Source organism: Streptomyces sp. S186, assembly GCF_051603415.1.
In the GTDB taxonomy this organism is placed as follows: domain Bacteria; phylum Actinomycetota; class Actinomycetes; order Streptomycetales; family Streptomycetaceae; genus Streptomyces.
This window is the reverse complement of sequence record NZ_CP193932.1, coordinates 5,538,512-5,557,361: the sequence shown is the minus strand read 5'-3', so window position 1 is coordinate 5,557,361 and position 18,850 is coordinate 5,538,512. Positions and strand designations below refer to the sequence as shown.

16 protein-coding genes are annotated in these 18,850 nt (G+C 72.6%); 6 read left to right on the top strand and 10 right to left on the bottom strand.

Going from position 1 to position 18,850, the window contains the following annotated elements:
- Window positions 1-171: 171 nt before the first annotated feature.
- A complete protein-coding gene (locus tag ACRAS8_RS23855; protein ID WP_438488030.1) occupies window positions 172-966 on the top strand; it encodes an HAD family acid phosphatase in 795 nt (264 codons plus the stop codon).
- Between the two features lie 48 nt (window positions 967-1,014).
- Here ACRAS8_RS23855 and ACRAS8_RS23850 read toward each other — a convergent pair whose 3' ends face one another.
- Window positions 1,015-1,920 (bottom strand): ribonuclease Z, encoded by a 906-nt coding sequence (locus ACRAS8_RS23850; RefSeq protein ID WP_438488029.1) that lies wholly within the window; start codon window positions 1,918-1,920, stop codon window positions 1,015-1,017.
- A 6-nt stretch (window positions 1,921-1,926) separates the two neighbouring features.
- The gene (locus ACRAS8_RS23845) at window positions 1,927-2,286 is read right to left on the bottom strand and encodes a histidine triad nucleotide-binding protein (RefSeq protein ID WP_438488028.1); all 360 of its coding nucleotides are present in this window, start codon (window positions 2,284-2,286) and stop codon (window positions 1,927-1,929) included.
- 196 nt (window positions 2,287-2,482) lie between these two features.
- Here ACRAS8_RS23845 and ACRAS8_RS23840 point away from each other — a divergent pair, with 196 nt between their 5' ends.
- Window positions 2,483-2,914 carry an OsmC family protein gene (locus ACRAS8_RS23840; protein ID WP_438488027.1) on the top strand — a complete coding sequence of 144 codons (432 nt, stop codon included), beginning with the start codon at window positions 2,483-2,485 and terminating at the stop codon, window positions 2,912-2,914.
- 267 nt (window positions 2,915-3,181) lie between these two features.
- Here the strand turns inward: ACRAS8_RS23840 and ACRAS8_RS23835 are convergent, their stop codons facing one another.
- The 4 genes from ACRAS8_RS23835 to hrcA form a co-directional block, all read right to left on the bottom strand.
- Window positions 3,182-3,925, bottom strand: a complete 744-nt coding sequence (locus ACRAS8_RS23835; protein WP_438488026.1) for a 16S rRNA (uracil(1498)-N(3))-methyltransferase — start codon at window positions 3,923-3,925, stop codon at window positions 3,182-3,184.
- Window positions 3,922-5,034 carry a nitronate monooxygenase gene (locus ACRAS8_RS23830; RefSeq protein WP_438488025.1) on the bottom strand — a complete coding sequence of 371 codons (1,113 nt, stop codon included), beginning with the start codon at window positions 5,032-5,034 and terminating at the stop codon, window positions 3,922-3,924. The genes ACRAS8_RS23835 and ACRAS8_RS23830 overlap by 4 nt, the downstream gene beginning before the upstream one ends.
- Window positions 5,035-5,244: 210 nt before the next feature.
- Complete coding sequence (gene dnaJ / locus ACRAS8_RS23825) at window positions 5,245-6,381, bottom strand: molecular chaperone DnaJ (protein WP_221904648.1); 1,137 nt, start codon at window positions 6,379-6,381, stop codon at window positions 5,245-5,247.
- Window positions 6,382-7,398 (bottom strand): heat-inducible transcriptional repressor HrcA, encoded by a 1,017-nt coding sequence (gene hrcA / locus ACRAS8_RS23820; protein ID WP_018538005.1) that lies wholly within the window; start codon window positions 7,396-7,398, stop codon window positions 6,382-6,384.
- Between the two features lie 320 nt (window positions 7,399-7,718).
- Here hrcA and ACRAS8_RS23815 point away from each other — a divergent pair, with 320 nt between their 5' ends.
- The 3 genes from ACRAS8_RS23815 (at window position 7,719) to ACRAS8_RS23805 (ending at window position 9,858) form a co-directional block, all read left to right on the top strand.
- A complete protein-coding gene (locus ACRAS8_RS23815; protein ID WP_438488024.1) occupies window positions 7,719-8,453 on the top strand; it encodes an MBL fold metallo-hydrolase in 735 nt (244 codons plus the stop codon).
- 162 nt (window positions 8,454-8,615) lie between these two features.
- The gene (locus tag ACRAS8_RS23810; RefSeq protein ID WP_438488023.1) at window positions 8,616-9,461 is read left to right on the top strand and encodes a DUF3097 domain-containing protein; all 846 of its coding nucleotides are present in this window, start codon (window positions 8,616-8,618) and stop codon (window positions 9,459-9,461) included.
- A gap of 121 nt (window positions 9,462-9,582) precedes the next feature.
- Complete coding sequence (locus ACRAS8_RS23805) at window positions 9,583-9,858, top strand: DUF1876 domain-containing protein (RefSeq protein ID WP_438488022.1); 276 nt, start codon at window positions 9,583-9,585, stop codon at window positions 9,856-9,858.
- Window positions 9,859-9,945: 87 nt separating this feature from the next.
- Here the strand turns inward: ACRAS8_RS23805 and hemW are convergent, their stop codons facing one another.
- The 4 genes from hemW to lepA all read right to left on the bottom strand — a co-directional run bounded on the left by hemW (window position 9,946) and on the right by lepA (window position 17,671).
- Window positions 9,946-11,178, bottom strand: coding sequence for a radical SAM family heme chaperone HemW (gene hemW, locus ACRAS8_RS23800; RefSeq protein ID WP_438488021.1), 1,233 nt, complete (start codon window positions 11,176-11,178; stop codon window positions 9,946-9,948).
- A 136-nt stretch (window positions 11,179-11,314) separates the two neighbouring features.
- Window positions 11,315-13,378 carry a SpoIIE family protein phosphatase gene (locus tag ACRAS8_RS23795; RefSeq protein ID WP_438490581.1) on the bottom strand — a complete coding sequence of 688 codons (2,064 nt, stop codon included), beginning with the start codon at window positions 13,376-13,378 and terminating at the stop codon, window positions 11,315-11,317.
- A gap of 252 nt (window positions 13,379-13,630) precedes the next feature.
- The gene (locus ACRAS8_RS23790; RefSeq protein WP_438488020.1) at window positions 13,631-15,520 is read right to left on the bottom strand and encodes an AMP-dependent synthetase/ligase; all 1,890 of its coding nucleotides are present in this window, start codon (window positions 15,518-15,520) and stop codon (window positions 13,631-13,633) included.
- 276 nt (window positions 15,521-15,796) lie between these two features.
- Complete coding sequence (gene lepA / locus ACRAS8_RS23785) at window positions 15,797-17,671, bottom strand: translation elongation factor 4 (RefSeq protein ID WP_438488019.1); 1,875 nt, start codon at window positions 17,669-17,671, stop codon at window positions 15,797-15,799.
- A 377-nt stretch (window positions 17,672-18,048) separates the two neighbouring features.
- On the opposite strand from lepA, the gene rpsT reads away from it, so the two are divergent.
- Entirely contained in the window at window positions 18,049-18,315 is a 267-nt protein-coding gene (gene rpsT, locus ACRAS8_RS23780; RefSeq protein ID WP_073442215.1) for a 30S ribosomal protein S20, read from the top strand.
- The last annotated feature ends 535 nt before the right edge of the window (window positions 18,316-18,850 follow it).

The window sequence follows — 18,850 nt, the reverse complement described above, 5'->3', positions numbered from 1 at the left end:
GCCGGCGGGAGCGCACCCATACACCCTCAAGGACCGGACAAAACCACCAAGTTGGACAACCGCACCCCCCACACTTTACCAATCATTTACTCTTCGCGCGTAGATGGCCGCACGCCACCTCTGTTACACCTACCCGGGACCACCCCCCACGCTTTTCCCAAGGAGCCGCGCATGCCCCGTCCCGCCCTCTCCCGCCGTGCCCGTCTGGGCGGTGCGGCGGCCGCCGCGCTCGTCGCCGGCACCGCGCTGTTCGGCGCCGGCCAGGCCACCGCCGAGCACTCCGTGCCGCGCACCGACAAGGAGATCCCCAACCTCACCCAGGTCGAGGACAAGATCAAGGCGTACTACGGCGACACGGTGACGGCCGACGGCGAGCACTACGCCTCCCCCACCAGCAACTACGCCCGCCAGGTCCGCGGCATAGAGACCAGGGCGCGTGCCTACCTGGCCGGCGCGCTCGCCGAGAAGGGCACCGGGAAGGCCAAGCCGGCCATCGTCCTGGACATGGACGACACCACCCTGCTGACCTACAACTACGAGCTCAAGGTCGGCTTCAACTTCACCCCCAAGTCCCAGGACGAGTACCTGAAGCACACCGACATGGCCGCGGTCTTCGGGATGAACGACCTGGTGAACTGGGCCCACAAGAAGGGCGCCGAGGTCTTCTTCCTCACCGGCCGCAAGGAGGCGCAGCGCGACTGGAGCGTGCGCAACCTCAAGAACGTCGGCTACGACGTCCCGCTCGACCGCGCCCACGTCTACCTGCGCGACAAGGAGCACCCGCCCGCCTACCTGCCGTGCGGGAAGACCTGCTCGACGATCGACTTCAAGTCCGGCACCCGCCGGCACATCGAGTCCCTCGGCTACCGCGTCGTCGCCAACTTCGGCGACCAGTACAGCGACCTGGCGGGCGGCGCCGCGGCCCGCACCTTCAAGCTCCCGAACCCGATGTACTACCTGCCGTAGGGCACGGCCCCGGCGCCCTTCCCAGAGGCGCCGAGGTCCATTCGGGGGTCAGCGCCTCTTGGGGAGCGGCACCCGCAGGAGGTCCTTGGCGATGGTGAGTTCGCCGGTGAAGCCCGCCGCGCGCGCCTGTCGCGCGAAGTCCGCGGGGTCGGCGTAGCGCTGCGAGAAGTGCGTGAGCACCAGGTGGCGCACGCCGGCGCCGGCGGCCACCCGGGCCGCCTGTCCGGCCGTCAAGTGCCCGTGTTCCTCGGCGAGTTGGACGTCCTCGTCGAGGAAGGTGGACTCGATCACCAGCATGTCCACCCCCTCGGCGAGCGCGTACACGCCGTCGCACAGCCGGGTGTCCATGACGAAGGCGAAGCTCTGGCCGGGCCGCACCTCGCTGACCTCGTCGAGGGTGACGCCGTTCAGCTCGCCGGCCCGCTGCAGGCGGCCGACATCCGGTCCGGCGATGCCGTGGGCGGCCAGCCGCTCGGGCAGCATCCGCCGGCCGTCCGGCTCGGTGAGGCGGTAACCGTACGACTCGACCGGGTGCGAGAGCTTGTGCGCCGTCAGGACGTAGCCCTTGGCGCGGTCCAGTTCACCGTCGGCGGAGACCGGCCGCTGCGCGATCCGGACCGTCTCGCGGTAGGCGGTGGCATACCGCAGTCGCTCGAAGAACCGCTCGCCGCCGGCCGGGTAGTGCGCGGTCACCGGATGCGGCACCCGGTCGAGGTTGATCCGCTGGATCACCCCGGCCAGGCCCAGCGAGTGGTCGCCGTGGAAGTGGGTGATGCAGATCCGGTTGATGTCGTGGGCGGCGACCCCGGCCCGCAGCATCTGGCGCTGGGTGCCCTCACCGGGGTCGAAGAGCAGCCCCTGGCCGTCCCACCGCAGCAGATAGCCGTTGTGGTTGCGGTGCCGGGTGGGGACCTGGCTGGCGGTCCCGAGGACGACCAGTTCGCGTACGGACATGGCTCGTTATCCGGGGGGCCACTGGAGGCCGCGACCGCCGAGGACGTGCAGATGGGCGTGGAAGACGGTCTGGCCGGCGCCGGCGCCGGTGTTGAAGACGACCCGGTAGCCGGTCTCCTCGATCTCCTCCGCGGCCGCGACCTCGCGGGACTCACACAGTATGTCGGCGATCACCTTCGGCTCGGCGGCGGCGAGCGACGCCGCGTCCGGGTAGTGGACCTTGGGGATCACCAGGACATGCGTCGGTGCCTGGGGGTTGATGTCGCGGAACGCGACGGTGGTCTCGGTCTCGCGGACGATCGTCGCCGGTACCTCACCCGCCACGATCTTGCAGAACAGGCAGTCGGCCTGCGGTTCTCCCGCCACCGGTGGACTCCTCCCGGGTCGCGCGGCATGCGCCGTACGCACCGTGCGTACGCCCTCCGGATGCTAGCCGATCACCCCGGCGGGTCCCCGGGGCGGCCCGTGGACGCCCCCGTGGCCGGTCGCCCGGATCCCGGCCCGGCAGACCCTAAGCTGATCTCTCAGACCGCATTGGCCCCACAAACGGGAGTTGTGCACCATGGCAACCACGCGCACCGCCAGGACCCACTGGGAGGGCAACCTCCTCCAGGGCAAGGGCACCGTCGCCCTGGAATCCTCCAAGATCGGCACCTACGACGTGAACTGGCCCGCCCGCGCGGAGCAGCCCAACGGCGTCACCAGCCCCGAGGAGCTGATCGCGGCGGCCCACTCCTCCTGCTACTCGATGGCCTTCTCGCACGGCCTGGCCGGCAAGGGCCACACCGTCGAGAGCCTCGACACCCAGGCCGACGTCACCTTCCAGCCCGGCGAGGGCATCACCGGCATCGTCCTGACCGTCAAGGCCCGCGTCCCCGGCCTCTCCGAGGCCGACTTCCAGGCCGCGGCCGAGGACGCCAAGAAGAACTGCCCGGTCAGCCAGGCCCTGGCGGGCGTCAAGAACATCACGCTCCAGGCCGAACTTCTCTCCTGACACCGCCGGCCCAACGCAGGCTCCTGCCCTGCCCGTTGACCGTCAGAGAACCACTCGGCTCAGCCCCCACCCACTGTCTTCCCTGACCACCCACGGGAGGGGACGGGTCGGAGGGGCAGGGGTGTGCCGGACGTAAAGCGAAGCAGTCCGGCACACCCCTGCCCCGGAGGCCCGGCACCGCGGCCGAACAGCCCCGCGCAGCGGACAGCGCCCGCCGCCAGGCGACCCGGCGGGGAACCCGACAACGTACGACGAGGCCCGCCGGCCCTAACTCCACCGCCCCGTACGCCCCATCAGCAGCGCCGTAGCCGCGGTCCCCGCCGTGGACGTCCGCAACACCGACGCCCCCAGCCGATACGGCTTCGCCCCCGCCTCGGCAAAGAGCCTCAGCTCCTCCGGCGAGACGCCGCCCTCGGGACCGACGACCAGCACGATCGAACCCTCGGTGGGCAGTTCGGCGGTGGCGAGCGGCGTGCTGCCCTCCTCGTGGAGGACGGCGGCGAAATCCGCGTCGGCGAGCAGCGCGGCGACCTGTTTGGTCGTCAGCGGGTCGGCGACGCGGGGAAAGGTCAGCCGGCGGGACTGCTTGCCCGCCTCGCGGGCGGTGGCGCGCCACTTCGCCAGCGACTTGGCCGCCCGCTCGCCCTTCCACTGGGTGACGCAGCGGGCCGCGGGCCACGGCACGATGGCGTCCACGCCGGTCTCCGTCATGGTCTCCACGGCCAGTTCGCCGCGGTCTCCCTTGGGCAGTGCCTGCACGACGGTGAGGGTGGGCGCCGGCGGCTCCTCGGTGCGCAGTCCGGTGACGGCGACGGTCAGCCGGTCCTTGCCCTCGACGGCGGCGACGGTGCCCTCGGCGCCGGTCCCGGCGCCGTCCGTCAGCACGACCTCCTCACCGACCCGCAGCCGCCGCACGGACACGGCGTGCCGGCCCTCGGGGCCGTCCAGGGTCAGGGTGCCCCCGGCCCGTACGCCGGCGAGCGATTCGACGAGGAAGACGGGGGCGGTCATGCCGCACCGCCGGTGCCGTGGCCGGGACCGATACCGTATCCGGGGCCGCCCAACGCGGCCCGCGCGGCGTCGAGTTCGGCCGCCAGCACCTCCACCAGCCGCCCGGCCGGCATCTCGCGTGCCAGCCGGTGCCCCTGGCCCGCCCAGAGGTTCAGCCCCTGGGCGTCGCCGGCCTTGGCGGCGGCCTTGCGGACCGGGGAGGTGAGGTAGTGCACGGCGGGATAGGCGGCGGGGGCGTACGGGCCGTGCTCCCGCAGGAAACGGTTCACCAGGCCGCGGGCCGGCCGCCCGGAGAACGCCCGGGTCAACTCGGTATGGGTGAAGAGGGGGTTGGTCAGCGCCTGCTTGTGCAGCGGGTCGGCGCCGGACTCGGGGGTGGCGAGGAAGGCGGTGCCCAGCTGCGCCATCGAGGCCCCGGCGGCCAGCACCGCGGCGATCTGCGCACCGCGCATCAGCCCGCCGGCGGCGATCACCGGGATCTGCACCGTCTCCCGGACCTGTCCGAGCAGCGCCAGCAGTCCCAGCCCGGAGCCGGTCCCGTCGGCGTGCGGGTCGTCCCGGTGGGTGCCCTGGTGGCCGCCCGCCTCCACGCCCTGTACACACACCGCGTCGGCCCCGGCCCACTGGGCGGCCTGTGCCTCGGCGGCGGTGGTGACGGTGACGACGGTGTACGTGCCGACCTTGGCGAACCCGTCGAGGGCCGCCCGGGAGGGGCAGCCGAAGGTGAAGGAGACCACCGGCACCGGGTCGTCGCGGAGGATCGCGAGTTTGGCCTCGTAGCCGTCGTCGGTGGAGCCGTTGATGTCGCCGAGCTCGGTCTCGTACCAGGCGGTCTCGCCGGCGAGTTGCTCGCGGTAGACCTCGACGGCGGAGGTGTCGGTCAGCGCGGGCTGCGGCATGAAGAGGTTGACACCGAAGGGCCGGCCGGTCATCCCGCGCAGCCGTTTGATCTCCTGGTACATGCCGTCGGCGGTCTTGTAGCCGGCGGCCAGGAAGCCGAAGCCACCGGCCTCGCAGACGGCCGCGGCCAGCTCGGGTCCGGAGCCGCCGCCCGCCATCGGGGCCTGCACGATGGGGTGGCGGCAGAAATCGGTGAGCGCGGTGGGCATGCCCACATCGTGTCACGTCCGGTGCCCCGACCCGAACGGGGGCGGCGGCCGCGGGAAGCTTCCCGCGGCCGCCGCCCGACCGCTGTGACCGGACCTCCGGCCGAGCGCCTAGCGCCCGTTGAACGCGTCCTTCAGTCGCGAGAACAACCCCTGCTGCCCGGGCTGACCGTGCCTGCCCGGGGGACGACCCCCGGACCCCCGGCCGAGCGCCTAGCGCCCGTTGAACGCATCCTTCAGTCGCGAGAACAACCCCTGCTGCCCCGGCTGGAACTGGCCCTGGGGGCGCTCCTCACCGCGGAGCTTGGCGAGGCGGCGCAGCAGCTCCTCCTGCTCGGGGTCGAGCTTGCCGGGGGTCTGCACCTCGACGTGGACGATGAGGTCGCCCCGGCCGTTGCCGCGCAGGTGGGTCACGCCGCGGCCGTGCAGCGGGATCGACTGGCCGGACTGGGTGCCGGGCCGGACGTCGATCTCCTCGACTCCGTCCAGCGTCTCCAGCGGGCACTTGGTGCCCAGCGCCGCCGCCGTCATCGGGATGGTGACCGTGCAGTGCAGATCGTCGCCGCGGCGCTGGAACACCGGGTGGGGCAGCTCGTGGATCTCGACGTAGAGGTCGCCGGCGGGACCGCCGCCGGGGCCCACCTCGCCCTCGCCGGCCAGCTGGATCCGGGTGCCGTTGTCGACACCGGCCGGGATCTTGACGGTGAGGGTGCGGCGGGAGCGGACCCGGCCGTCGCCGGCGCACTCGGGGCACGGCGTCGGGACGACCGTGCCGAAGCCCTGGCACTGGGGGCAGGGCCGGGAGGTCATGACCTGGCCCAGGAAGGAGCGGGTGACCTGCGAGACCTCGCCGCGGCCGCGGCACATGTCACAGGTCTGCGCCGAGGTGCCCGGCGCCGCGCCCTCGCCGCTGCAGGTGGTGCAGACGACGGCGGTGTCGACCTGGATGTCCTTGGTGGTGCCGAACGCGGCCTCGCTCAGCTCGACGTCGAGGCGGATCATGGCGTCCTGGCCACGGCGGGTGCGCGAGCGCGGGCCGCGCTGCGAGGCCGTGCCGAAGAAGGCGTCCATGATGTCGGAGAAGTTCCCGAAGCCCGCGCCGAAGCCGCCCGCGCCACCGGCGCCGCCGGCCTGAGAGAGCGGGTCGCCGCCGAGGTCGTAGACCTGCTTCTTCTGCGGGTCCGACAGGACCTCGTAGGCGGCGTTGATCTCCTTGAACCGCTCCTGGGTCTTGGGATCCGGGTTCACGTCCGGGTGCAGCTCGCGCGCCAGCCGGCGGAACGCCTTCTTGATCTGGTCCTGCGAGGCGTCACGGCTGATGCCGAGGACCGAGTAGTAATCCGTGGCCACTTACGACTCCGCGAGGATTTGTCCGACGTAACGTGCCACTGCGCGTACCGCTCCCATCGTTCCGGGGTAGTCCATGCGGGTCGGTCCGACCACGCCCATTTTCGCGACGGCCTCGTCGCCCGAACCGTATCCGACGGTGACGACCGAGGTGGACGTCAGGCCCTCGTGAGCATTCTCATGCCCGATCCGTACGGTCATGCCCGAGTCCTTGGCCTCCCCCAGCAGCTTGAGCAGCACCACGTGCTCCTCAAGGGCCTCCAGCACCGGCCGGATGGTCAGGGGGAAATCATGCCCGAAGCGCGTCAGATTGGCGGTGCCGCCGATCATGAGCCGCTCTTCGGTCTCCTCCACCAGAGTCTCCAGCAGTACCGACAGTACTGTCGAGACGGTGGCCCGGTCGTCCTGTTCGAACGATTCCGGGAGATCCTGCACCAGCTGCGGGACGTCCGTGAAACGGCGGCCGACGATCCGGCTGTTGAGCCGGGCGCGCAGGTCCGCCAGGGACGTCTCGCCGAACGGCGTCTGGCAGTCGATGAGCCGCTGCTCGACGCGGCCGGTGTCGGTGATCAGCACCAGCATCAGCCGGGCCGGGGCCAGCGCCAGCAGCTCGACGTGCCGGACGGTGGACCGCGTCAGGGACGGGTACTGCACCACCGCCACCTGGCGGGTCAGCTGCGCCAGCAGCCGCACCGTGCGGCCCACCACGTCGTCCAGGTCGACGGCACCGTCGAGGAAGTTCTGGATCGCGCGGCGCTCGGGGACGGACAGCGGCTTGACGCCGGCGAGCCGGTCGACGAAGAGGCGGTAGCCCTTGTCGGTGGGGATCCGGCCGGCGCTGGTGTGCGGCTGGGCGATGAAGCCCTCGTCCTCCAGGGCCGCCATGTCGTTGCGGACGGTGGCCGGGGAGACGCCCAGCTTGTGGCGCTCGGTGAGCGCCTTGGAACCGACCGGCTCCTCCGTACCGACGTAGTCCTGGACGATGGCGCGCAGCACTTCGAGCCTGCGTTCACTGAGCATCTCGCCACCTCCAGTCGGCCGTCCGCCGTGTCGTCCCGTCACTCCTGGCACTCACATGGGCCGAGTGCCAGACCCTGAGCCAGTGTACGGCCGGGTAGCGCCGATGCGGCAAGGGCGGGCGTACTCAGGGCTTACCCACCCCCGTCGGATCCGACCCGCGGGCCGCCCCCGGGACGCCCCGGAGCGGACCCCGGGGAATCCCCGGTCCGGCGCCGCCGCGATCCCCTACGGGTCCCGGGCGGTGCCCGTCGCGGGACCGGCGTCGAGCCGCTTCCGCGGTGTGCCGGGCAACGCTATCGCGGGGGCGCTAGCGTCTCTGTATGCGCACCACATGGGAAGAGGCGGGCTGGGAACGGCTCGGCGAGGGGGTGGTCCGGCGCCGGATGCCGGGCTGGGACGAGACGGTCGGCGTGGTCGCCGGTTCGGACGGCGTGCTGATCGTCGACACCGGCGCGACCCTCGGTGCCGGGGCGGAGCTCCGCCGGACGGTGCGCGCGGTGCTCGGCCGCGGTGTGACGCATGTCGCGCTCACCCACCCGCACTTCGATCACGTCCTGGGCACCGCGGCGTTCGCCGGGGTGGAGGTGTTCGGCGCGGCCGGGCTGGGCGAGCTGCTGCGGCACGGCAAGGAGGCGCTGCGGGACGACGCGGTCCGGCACGGCGTGGACCCGGATGCCGCGGCGGAGGCCGCGGACCTGGTGGTCGTCCCGCAGCACGAGGTGCACGGGCGGCTGACCGTCGGCCTCGGGGACCGGGAGGTGCTGCTGGCCGACGTGGGGCCCGGTCACACCGCGCACGACCTGGCCGTCCTGGTGCCGGGCCGGGCCGGTGAACGGGCGGTCGTCTTCTGCGGCGACCTGGTCGAGGAGTCCGGCGAACCCCAGGCGGGCCCGGACGCGCTGCCCGGGCGGTGGCCCGCCGCGCTGGACCGGCTGCTGGCGCTGGGCGGCGAGGACGCGGTGTACGTGCCGGGCCACGGCGCGGTGGTCGACGCCGGCTTCGTCCGCGCCCAGCGCGACGCCCTGAATGCCCGCTTCGGCACGAACTCACCCTGAAGCGGGGCTCGTTGGGGCCATTGAGCCCATTGATCCGCCGACTCCTCACCCTCTCGCCCTCTCGCCCCTTAGGCCCGTCCCCCGTCTCCCGGCCGCCGTCTCCCGGCCGCCGTCTCCCGGCCGACCGACCCGCCGATCCGCAGGAACAGGAAGCAGACCCGCATGCACAGCAGGCACTACAGCCCCGACCTCACTCCCCCCTGGAAGAAGCCGCAGCCGGTGCCCGAGGTGCCGGCCGATCCCGGGCTGGTCGTCGAGGAGGTGGTGACGGGCTACTGCGGCGCGGTGCTGCGGTGCGAGAAGACAGCCGAGGGCCCGACGGTCACCCTGGAGGACCGCTTCGGCAAGCAGCGGGTGTTCCCGATGGTGCCGCGCGGCTTCCTCCTGGAGGGCCGGACCGTCACCCTCGTCCGTCCGCGGAGCGGCCCGGCGCCGAGCGGCCCGGCGCGCACCGCGTCCGGCTCGATCGCGGTCCCCGGGGCGCGTGCCCGGGTCGCCCGGGCCGGCCGCATCTATGTGGAGGGGCGGCACGACGCGGAGCTGGTGGAGCGCGTCTGGGGCGACGACCTGCGGATCGAGGGCGTCGTCGTGGAGTACCTGGAGGGCGTCGACGACCTCCCGGCGATCGTCGACGCGTTCGCCCCCGGACCCGACGCCCGCCTCGGCGTCCTGGTGGACCACCTCGTTCCCGGCTCCAAGGAGTCCCGGATCGCGGCGGCGGTGACCGGTGAGCATGCGCTGGTCGTCGGCCACCCGTACATCGACGTCTGGCAGGCGGTGAAGCCGTCCTCGCTGGGCATCGGGGCGTGGCCGGAGGTCCCCCGGGGCCAGGACTGGAAGACGGGGGTGTGCCGGGCGCTGGGCTGGCCGGAGAACACCGGTGCGGCCTGGCAGCGGATCCTGTCCCGGGTGCGGTCCTACAAGGATCTGGAGCCGGCGCTGCTGGGGCGGGTGGAGGAGCTGATCGACTTCGTGACGGCGCCGGCGGGGGCGGACGACGGGGCCTGAGGTCCGGCGCGGCGGCGTGTGCGGCCGCCCCGGCGTGCGGCGGCGTGCGCGGCCGGTGCACGCCGTGCGCCGCCTCGGCGGTGAGCGCACTCTGGTAGCAGCGATTCCGGAGGTGACCGCCATGTTGAAGACCGCTGTCGGATGGCATGTCGAGCTGGAATTCGAGGAGGACACCCACCGCACCCGGGCCGCCGCGCTGGTACGACTGCCGGACGGGACCGAGGTACGGGCCCATGGCTATGCCAGCCGCCACCCTGCCGACGGGAACCAGCCCCGGGTCGGCGAGGAGGTCGCGGGAGCCAGAGCCCTCAACGACCTGGCGATGCAGCTGCTGACCAAGGCCCATGACGAGATCGACACGGCCTCGGGGCGGGTTTCGCGGCCGCTGACCCACTGAAGTCCGCTGCCCGGTGGGCCGGTTGAGGCGCCGGCCCGGCGGTGGCCGCTGCTTCGCGGTCGGCCCACCGGGGCGCGGGCGGAGCGGTCAGTCCACCAGGTCGCGCACCACCGCGTCCGCGAGCAGGCGGCCGCGGAGGGTCAGTACGGCCCGGCCCGCCTCGTAGGGGCCGGGCTGCAGGAGGCCGTCGGCCACCGCGCGGGCGGCGGCGCGGGCGCCCGAGGGCGCGAGCAGGGACAGCGGGCAGCCGGCGGCGAGGCGGAGCTCCAGGAGGATCCGCTCGACGCGGCGGTCCTCATCGGAGAGCAGTTCGCGGCCGGCGCCCGGGGAACGGCCCTCGGCGAGGGCCTGGGCGTAGGCGGCGGGGTGCTTGACGTTCCACCAGCGGACGCCGCCGACGTGGCTGTGCGCGCCGGGGCCGGCGCCCCACCAGTCGGCGCCCGTCCAGTACAGCTCGTTGTGACGGCAGCGGCCGGCCTCGGTGGTGGCCCAGTTGGAGACCTCGTACCAGGAGAAGCCGGCGGCGGCCAGGCGCTCCTCGGCGATCAGATAGCGGTCGGCGTGCACGTCGTCGTCGGTCATCGGGATCTCGCCGCGGCGGATCCGGCGGGCCAGCTGGGTGCCCTCCTCGACGATCAGGGCGTACGCGGAGATGTGGTCCGGGCCGGCGGCGGTGGCGGCGTCCAGGGAGGCCCGCCAGTCGTCGTCGGACTCGCCGGGGGTGCCGTAGATCAGATCGAGGTTGACGTGCGCGAAGCCGGCCGCGCGGGCCTCGGCGACGCAGGCTTCGGGGCGGCCCGGGGTGTGCGTGCGGTCGAGGATCTTCAGGACGTGCTGCCGGGCGCTCTGCATGCCGAAGGAGACGCGGTTGAAGCCGGCCTCGCGCAGCTCGGTGAGATAGCGCGGGCCGACCGACTCCGGGTTGGCCTCGGTGGTGATCTCGGCGCCGGGCGCCAGGCCGAACTCGTCGCGCACCGCGGCCAGCATCCGGCCGAGGTCGGCGGCGGGCAGCAGGGTCGGGGTGCCGCCGCCGACGAAGACCGTCTCGACCGGGCGGGGGTCGTCGCCCAGGACCTTGCGGGCCAGCCGGATCTCGTCGACGAGGGTGTCGGCGTAGGTCTCGCGGGAGGCCAGGGCGCCGCCGGGGCCGCGCAGCTCGCTCGCGGTGTAGGTGTTGAAGTCGCAGTAGCCGCAGCGGGTGGCGCAGTACGGCACGTGCAGATAGAAGCCGAGGGGGCGCTCGGCGGCGCCGGTCAGCGCATGGCGGGGCAGCGCCCCGTCCTCGGGCATCGGCTCACCATCTGGCAGTGCGGAAGGCATGGGGTCCATTGTCCGTCATGGCGAGAGGTACGCGGGCGCCCGCCCGGTTGTGGCCCCAGGGAATACCTCCCCCGCCCGCCCGTTTGTGGCCCCGCAGGGGGCCGCGCGCCCCCTACGGGAACCGTTCGCACGCCCCCTACGGGCAACCCCCCGCCGCCTGCAGCACCATCAGCGCCAGGTCGTCGTCGGGCGGCGTGGGGCCGAAGGCGTGCACCGTGCGGCGGATGTGTTCCGCGATGGCCTCGGCGCTCCGCCCGGCCGTCGCGGCGAGCGCCGAGGCCAGCCCGTCCTCGTCGTCGAAGAGCCGCCGGCCGCAGCGGCGCTCGGTCACCCCGTCGGTGACGCACAGCAGCGTCTCCCCGGGGCACAGGTCGAAGGACTCGCTGACGTAGGCCGCGTCCTCGACGACGCCCAGCAGCATCTGCGGGGCCGCGACGACCCGCACCGTGCCGTCGGTGCCCAGGACCAGCGGCAGCGGGTGGCCGGCGCTGGCGAGGGTGCACCGGGCGCCGCCGGAGCCGCCGCGGTACGGGACGATCTCGCCGTACAGGAGGGACAGGAAGCGGGCCTGCTCGCCCTCCTCGCGGATCTCCACGGGGGCCTCCGCGCCCGCGCCGGCCGCGGCCACCGCCGCCGCCACCGCGGCGACGGAGTCCGCGGCCTCCCGGGCCATGGTCTTGTTGAGCCGGTCCAGCACCTCGGCGACGCCGAAGCCGTCGCGGGCCAGCAGCCGCAGCACCGGCCGGGCCAGCCCGGTGACCGCGGCGGCCTCGGGCCCGCTGCCGCAGACGTCGCCGAGCGCGAAGCACCAGCGGCCGTCGCCGGCGTCGAAGAGGTCCCAGAAGTCGCCGCCGGCCCAGGCGCCCTCGCGCGGCTCGTAGACCACCGCCGACGCCACGCCGGGCACCCGGGCCCGCCCCTGGGGCAGCAGCCGGCGCTGCAGGACGCGGCTGATGCGTTCCTGGCGGCTGTAGGCGCGGGCGGTGGCCACCGCGCGGGCGGCCCGGCGGCACAGGTCCTCGGCGAGCGCGACCACCTCGCCGGGGAAGCGCCGCAGCCCGGCCCGGCCGAGCAGCAGGGTGCCGAGCCGGCGGCCGCCGGCGACCAGCGGGCAGGCCAGGGCCGCGCCGCCGGGCTCCGGGCCGGCCGGCTCGTGCGGCCAGGGCCAGGGCACCGGGACCGGCCGGCTGCCGGCGGCGCCGTCGATCCCCAGGTCCGGCGGTGCCTTCTCCAGGGCGGCCCGCAGCGAGTCGATCCGGCCCTCGGACTGGTGCCAGACGCGGGCCAGCCGCGGCGCGTCGCCGGCCTCGGCGAGGCCGCGTCCGGGAGCACCGCCGTCGCCGTCGTGGAGCCACACCGCGCACCAGTCGGCGAGTCGCGGAACGATCAGCTGGCAGGCCAGCGAGGCGACCTGGTCGGCGTCCAGCTGCCCGGAGAGCAGGTCGGACGCCTCCGCCAGGAAGGACAGCGCGCCGCTGTCGACGCCGCCGCGCTCCCGTGCGGGGCGGTCCTCGGGCGGGGCGGGGCGGCGCGGCACGGGGGCGAGGAGTTCGGAGGCCCGCAGTCCCTGCCGGAAGATCTCCTCGTCCAGGGCGCCGTAGGTGCCGTGGGGGTCGAGGGCGTCGTGCGGATCGAGGGCGTCGTAGGCGCCGTCCGCGGTGTCCGGCTCCGGCCAGGCGGCGTCCGGGCCGCCGACCGGCAACCGGAACCACACGGTCTTCATCGCCCGCCGGTAGGTGACGCCCCATGCCTCGGCCACCGCGCCGATCAGCCGCAGTCCGTGGCCGCCCGCCTCGCAGGCGCCGGTGTCCTCGCGGGCCCGCACCGGCTGGGTGGGGTGCCGGTCGGAGACCTCGACGACGAGGCCGGGGCGGGGTGGTTCCTGGGGGACGGTGTCCGGAGGGTCGTCGGGGTGCGGCAGCCGCTCCTCGGCGGGGTCGAGCCGGCAGAGCACGTCGACGGTGGTGCCGGCGTGCACCACGGCGTTGGTCACCAACTCGCTGACCAGCAGCACCGCTTCGTCGGCCAGCGGTTCGGTGAGCCGGTCGGCGCCGGGCAGCCGCCGCGCGGTCCAGTCCGCGAAGGCGGCCCGGACGAACTGCCGGGCAGCCGCCGCGGCCCGCGGGTCACCGGGCAGCGTGGCGCGCAGGGAGCGCGCGGCGGCCCCGGCAACGTCGTCCCGTCCGGCCGAAGTTGTCATCCTCATTGAGCAACTCCCGAGCAGTTCCCCAGCGGCGCCGGATGCGCCAACGCCAGAGTGACAGAACGAGCCCGCACATAAGCGGTGAGTCACGGAAGTGCGTGGTCAGAGGGGTCAATTCGGCTGACGCCGTACGGCAGTTGGCCGGGGCGCGCCGGACGCCCGGGGCCCGCCGGAACCACCGGCTGCCGGGCGGGCGCGCCCGAGCGGTGCGGGTCCCTCCGCGGCCCCGCACCGCTCCCGCCGCCGGCGTCACGCCTCCCGCGTCCCGGCGTACATCTCGTCGAGGAGGTCCTTGAAGGCCCGCTCCACCACCGGTCGCTTGATCTTGAGGCTGGGGGTGATCTCGCCGTGCTCGATGTCCAGGTCGCGCGGCAGCAACCGGAACTTGCGGATCTGCTGCCACCGCTGGAGCCCCTCGTTGACCCGCTCCACATAGCCGTCGATCAGCGCCCGGACCTGGTCGGTGGCGACGACCTCGGCATAGCTCCGGCCGGCCAGGCCGTGCTCCTGGGCCCACTTGAGGATGGTGGGTTCGTCCAGCGCGATCAGGGCGGTGCAGAAGTTCCGGTTGGCGCCGTGCACCAGCACGTTGGAGACGAACGGACAGACGGCCTTGAACTGGCCCTCCACCTCGGCGGGCGCGATGTACTTGCCGCCGGAGGTCTTGATGAGGTCCTTCTTGCGGTCGGTGATCCGCAGATAGCCGTCCGGGGACAGCTCGCCGATGTCGCCGGTGTGGAACCAGCCGTCCTCCTCCAGGACCTCGGCGGTCTTCTCGGGCAGGCCGTGGTAGCCCTGCATGATGCCGGGGCCGCGCAGCAGGATCTCGCCGTCCTCGGCGATCCGCACCTCGGTGCCGGGCAGCGGCTTGCCGACGGTGCCGGTGCGGTACGCCTCGCCGGGGTTGACGAAGCTGGCGGCGCTGGACTCCGTCAGGCCGTAGCCCTCCAGGATGTGGATGCCGGCGCCGGAGAAGAAGTAGCCGATCTCCGGAGCGAGGGCGGCCGAGCCGGAGATCGCGGCGCGCAGCCGGCCGCCGAACGCCTCCCGCAGCTTGGTGTAGACGAGGGCGTCGGCGACCTTGTGCTTGGCGGCCAGCGCGAACGGCACCGAGGCGTTGCCGGTGTGCCGGAAGTTCTCCTGTGAGGCCCGGGCGTACTCGCGGGCCACCCCGGCCGCCCACTGGAAGATCTTGTACTTGGCGCCACCGCCCTCGCGCGCCTTGGCCGCGACGCCGTTGTAGACCTTCTCGAAGATCCGCGGGACGGCGGCCATGTACGTCGGCCGGACCACCGGCAGATTCTCGATGATCTTGTCGACCCGGCCGTCCACCGCGATCACGTGCCCGACGGAGATCTGCCCGGCGCTCAGCACCTTCCCGAAGACGTGCGCCAGCGGCAGCCAGAGGTACTGCACGTCGTCCGCGGCGACCATGCCGGTCGCCTGGATGGCGCGGGCCATGTACGCCCAGCAGTCGTGGGACAGCCGCACGCCCTTGGGGCGGCCGGTGGTCCCGGAGGTGTAGATCAGGGTGGCCAGCTGGTCGGCGCGGAGCGCGGCGACCCGTTCCTTGACGCACTCCGGGTGCTGTTCCAGATAGGCGGTGCCGCGCTTCTCCAGCTCGGCGAGGGAGAGCACCCAGCCCTCGGGGTCGTCGTCCGCGGGCTGTGCGTCGGCCTCGTCGATGACGACGACATGGGCCAGCTCGGGCAGCTCGGCGCGCTTCTCGCGGGCCTTGGCGAGCTGTCGGGCGTTCTCCGCGATCAGCACCCGGCTGCCGGAGTCGGCCAGGATGAACGCGGTCTCGTCAGCGTTGGTGGAGGGGTAGACGGTGGTGGTGGCGGCGCCGGAGCAGAGCACTCCGAGGTCGGCGAGAATCCACTCCACCCGGGTGTCGGCGGCCAGTGCCACCCGCTCCTCGGGGCGGATGCCCAGGGCGATCAGTCCGGCGGCCGCGGCGAGGACCCGCTCGGCGGCCTGGCTCCAGGTGAGGACCTTCCAGTCGTCCGGTCCGGTGCCCGAGGCGGGCGGGACGGGGTAGCGGTATGCCTCGGTATCCGGTGTGGCCGCGACCCGCTCCAGGAACAGGGTCGCCACCGAAGGCGGCCGGTTGTCGATCAGCGTGTGAGTGTCGGTCACGGCGTCCTCCGGGGCCCGCTTCGTTGCTGGTGACTCGCGAGTAACCTTTGAGCAGTGATCAGACTAGAGCGCGTGGGGCCGCCACGTAAGGGGCTGCGCCCGACTGGTTCACGATGTGACCCGCGCGATAGGTGCACATGACACACGCTTGACCGGTGGGCCCGCGCGCCGCCGTGCGACCGGTCCGGAAAACGGCGCGGGGCGCCGGTCCCCAGAGGAACCGGCGCCCCGCCCGTATATCCTGCGGTCGCGACTTCTCCGACGTGCCGTCGCCGACTACTTCTTCGACTTGCCGTCGCCGTCGGAGTCCGAGGACAGCACCGCGATGAACGCCTCCTGCGGCACCTCCACGCTGCCGACCATCTTCATCCGCTTCTTGCCCTCCTTCTGCTTCTCCAGCAGCTTCCGCTTACGGGAGATGTCACCGCCGTAACACTTGGCGAGGACGTCCTTGCGGATGGCGCGGACGGTCTCACGGGCGATGACCCGGCTGCCGATGGCGGCCTGGATCGGCACCTCGAAGCTCTGCCGCGGAATCAGCTCGCGCAGCTTGGCGACCAGCCGCACGCCGTACGCGTACGCCTTGTCCTTGTGGGTGATCGCGGAGAACGCGTCGACCTTGTCACCGTGCAGCAGGATGTCGACCTTGACCAGGTCGGCGGTCTGCTCGCCGGTGGGCTCGTAGTCCAGCGAGGCGTAGCCGCGGGTCTTGGACTTGAGCTGGTCGAAGAAGTCGAAGACGACCTCGGCGAGCGGCAGGGTGTAGCGGATCTCGACCCGGTCCTCGGAGAGGTAGTCCATGCCCAGCAGCATGCCGCGGCGGTTCTGGCACAGCTCCATGATCGAGCCGATGAACTCGCTGGGCGCCAGGATCGTGGCCCGGACGACCGGCTCGTGCACCACGTCGATCTTGCCGGTCGGGAACTCGCTGGGGTTGGTGACGGTGTGCTCGGCCCCGTCCTCCATCTCCACGCGGTAGACCACGTTGGGCGCGGTCGCGATCAGATCGAGGCCGAACTCGCGCTCCAGGCGCTCCCGGATGACCTCCAGGTGCAGCAGCCCGAGGAAGCCGACGCGGAAACCGAAGCCCAGGGCGGCCGAGGTCTCCGGCTCGTAGACCAGCGCGGCGTCGTTGAGCTGGAGCTTGTCCAGCGCGTCGCGCAGCTCGGGGTAGTCCGAGCCGTCCAGCGGATACAGCCCCGAGAACACCATCGGCTTGGGGTCCTTGTAGCCGCCCAGCGGCTCCTCGGCACCCTTGGTGAGCTGGGTGATCGTGTCGCCGACCTTGGACTGCCGGACGTCCTTCACACCGGTGATCAGATAGCCCACCTCGCCGACGGACAGGCCGTCGGCCGGCAGCATCTCCGGCGAGTTGGTCCCGATCTCCAGCAGCTCGTGGGCGGCGCCGGTGGACATCATCTTGATCCGCTCGCGCTTGTTGAGCGTGCCGTCGACGACCTTCACGTACGTCACCACGCCGCGGTACGCGTCGTAGACCGAGTCGAAGATCATCGCGCGGGCGGGGGCATCCTTGACGCCGACCGGGGCCGGCACGTCGCGGACGACCCGGTCCAGCAGCTCGGGCACGCCGACGCCGGTCTTCGCGGAGACCTTCAGCACGTCCTCGGGCTCGCAGCCGACGAGGTTCGCCAGCTCTGCGGCGAACTTCTCGGGCTGCGCGGCCGGCAGGTCGATCTTGTTGAGGACCGGGATGATCGTGAGGTCGTTCTCCATCGCCAGATAGAGGTTGGCGAGGGTCTGGGCCTCGATGCCCTGGGCGGCGTCGACGAGGAGGATGCAGCCCTCGCACGCGGCCAGCGAGCGGGACACCTCGTAGGTGAAGTCGACGTGGCCCGGCGTGTCGATCATGTTCAGGATGTGGGTCGTGCCACTTCCCTCTTCGCCCTCGGAGGGGCTCCAGGGCAGCCGGACCGCCTGGGACTTGATCGTGATGCCGCGCTCGCGCTCGATGTCCATGCGGTCGAGGTACTGCGCGCGCATCTGCCGCTGGTCGACGACACCGGTGAGCTGGAGCATCCGGTCGGCGAGCGTCGACTTGCCGTGGTCGATGTGCGCGATGATGCAGAAGTTACGGAGGAGCGCCGGGTCGGTACGGCTCGGCTCCGGCACGTTCGTAGGGGTCGCGGGCACGCAGGGTCCATTCAGTGAACGCGGGTAGGCGGGACTCGGTCTTGTGATGTCTCCCCCCATCGTCCCATGAGCCGGCGGGGGTGAGAGGTTCGGGCATGGGGGCGGCGGGGCGGGCGCGCTCGGGCACCGGGGTGCCGGGCGGCCGGGGCCGGAGGTACGGCGCGGCCGGGGCCGGGGGCATGGCACGCCTTCGGGAGGGGCGGGGTCCGCTGCGGCCGGTACGGGCACCGGGTACGCGGGCCGCCCGCGCGCAGGGTCCGGTCAGGGTCCGGTTTGGGAGCCCGTAAACCCTGCTGGTAGCCTGGTCCACTGCGCTTCGTGCCCTCTCTCGTGCGAGGCGCAACTCGAAACTCCAACGAACCTGAAAAGGCTCTTTCGTGGCGAACATCAAGTCCCAGATGAAGCGGATCAAGACCAACGAGAAGGCTCGTCAGCGCAACAAGGCTGTCAAGTCCTCGCTGAAGACCGCGATCCGTCGCACCCGCGAGGCCATCGAGGCCGGTGACCTGGAGAAGGCCACCGCCGCGCAGGCCCTGGCGGCCAAGAAGCTCGACAAGGCCGTCAGCAAGGGTGTGCTGCACAAGAACAACGCCGCCAACAAGAAGTCGGCGCTGGCCAAGAAGGTCGCCGGCCTCAAGGGCTGACCCTTCGCCTTCGACCGCGCCCGACGCGGTCACCCTGCCGATCAGGGACCCAGCGGCCCCTCTCACCGCTCCCGGTCGGTGCACCACCGCGCCGCACGCGGCCTGCGTTCGCCACGCGGGTGCGGCGCAACCGGCTCCTCCGCGGCAACGTCCGCCGAGCAGCCGTCCGAACTGGATACGGAAGACCCCGTCGGTGCCCTTTTGGGACGGCGGGGTCTTTTGTGTTTGTGGTGGGGAGAGGACCGGGGGGTCCCCGGTCGTGCGCCCGGCGGGTCCTTGTGGGCACGTGCTCCGGAGGGTTCGGCACGGCTCCCAGCTGAGCCCGAATGCGCCTCTGCTGGGCCCGAATGCGCCGCTATCGGAGGGTGCAACGCGGCTCCGGACAGGGTCAGATGTGAGGGATGTCCACTAGTCTGCCGCCATGTCCAGTTCGGGGGAGCAGAACAACCCCTACTCCGCCCCGCTGCCTCCCGCCTACGGGCCGAGGTCCGCGCCGCAGCCACCGCTTCCGTCCCCACCTCCGGCTCCACCTCCG

Coding starts and splice junctions, on each gene's coding strand:
- ACRAS8_RS23855 (WP_438488030.1), top strand. CDS start 172: ATGCCCCGTCCCGCCCTCTCCCGCCGTGCCCGTCTGGGCGGTGCGGCG.
- ACRAS8_RS23850 (WP_438488029.1), bottom strand. CDS start 1,920: ATGTCCGTACGCGAACTGGTCGTCCTCGGGACCGCCAGCCAGGTCCCC.
- ACRAS8_RS23840 (WP_438488027.1), top strand. CDS start 2,483: ATGGCAACCACGCGCACCGCCAGGACCCACTGGGAGGGCAACCTCCTC.
- ACRAS8_RS23835 (WP_438488026.1), bottom strand. CDS start 3,925: ATGACCGCCCCCGTCTTCCTCGTCGAATCGCTCGCCGGCGTACGGGCC.
- ACRAS8_RS23830 (WP_438488025.1), bottom strand. CDS start 5,034: ATGCCCACCGCGCTCACCGATTTCTGCCGCCACCCCATCGTGCAGGCC.
- hrcA (WP_018538005.1), bottom strand. CDS start 7,398: ATGCTCAGTGAACGCAGGCTCGAAGTGCTGCGCGCCATCGTCCAGGAC.
- ACRAS8_RS23815 (WP_438488024.1), top strand. CDS start 7,719: ATGCGCACCACATGGGAAGAGGCGGGCTGGGAACGGCTCGGCGAGGGG.
- ACRAS8_RS23810 (WP_438488023.1), top strand. CDS start 8,616: ATGCACAGCAGGCACTACAGCCCCGACCTCACTCCCCCCTGGAAGAAG.
- ACRAS8_RS23805 (WP_438488022.1), top strand. CDS start 9,583: ATGTTGAAGACCGCTGTCGGATGGCATGTCGAGCTGGAATTCGAGGAG.
- hemW (WP_438488021.1), bottom strand. CDS start 11,178: ATGCCTTCCGCACTGCCAGATGGTGAGCCGATGCCCGAGGACGGGGCG.
- ACRAS8_RS23795 (WP_438490581.1), bottom strand. CDS start 13,378: ATGACAACTTCGGCCGGACGGGACGACGTTGCCGGGGCCGCCGCGCGC.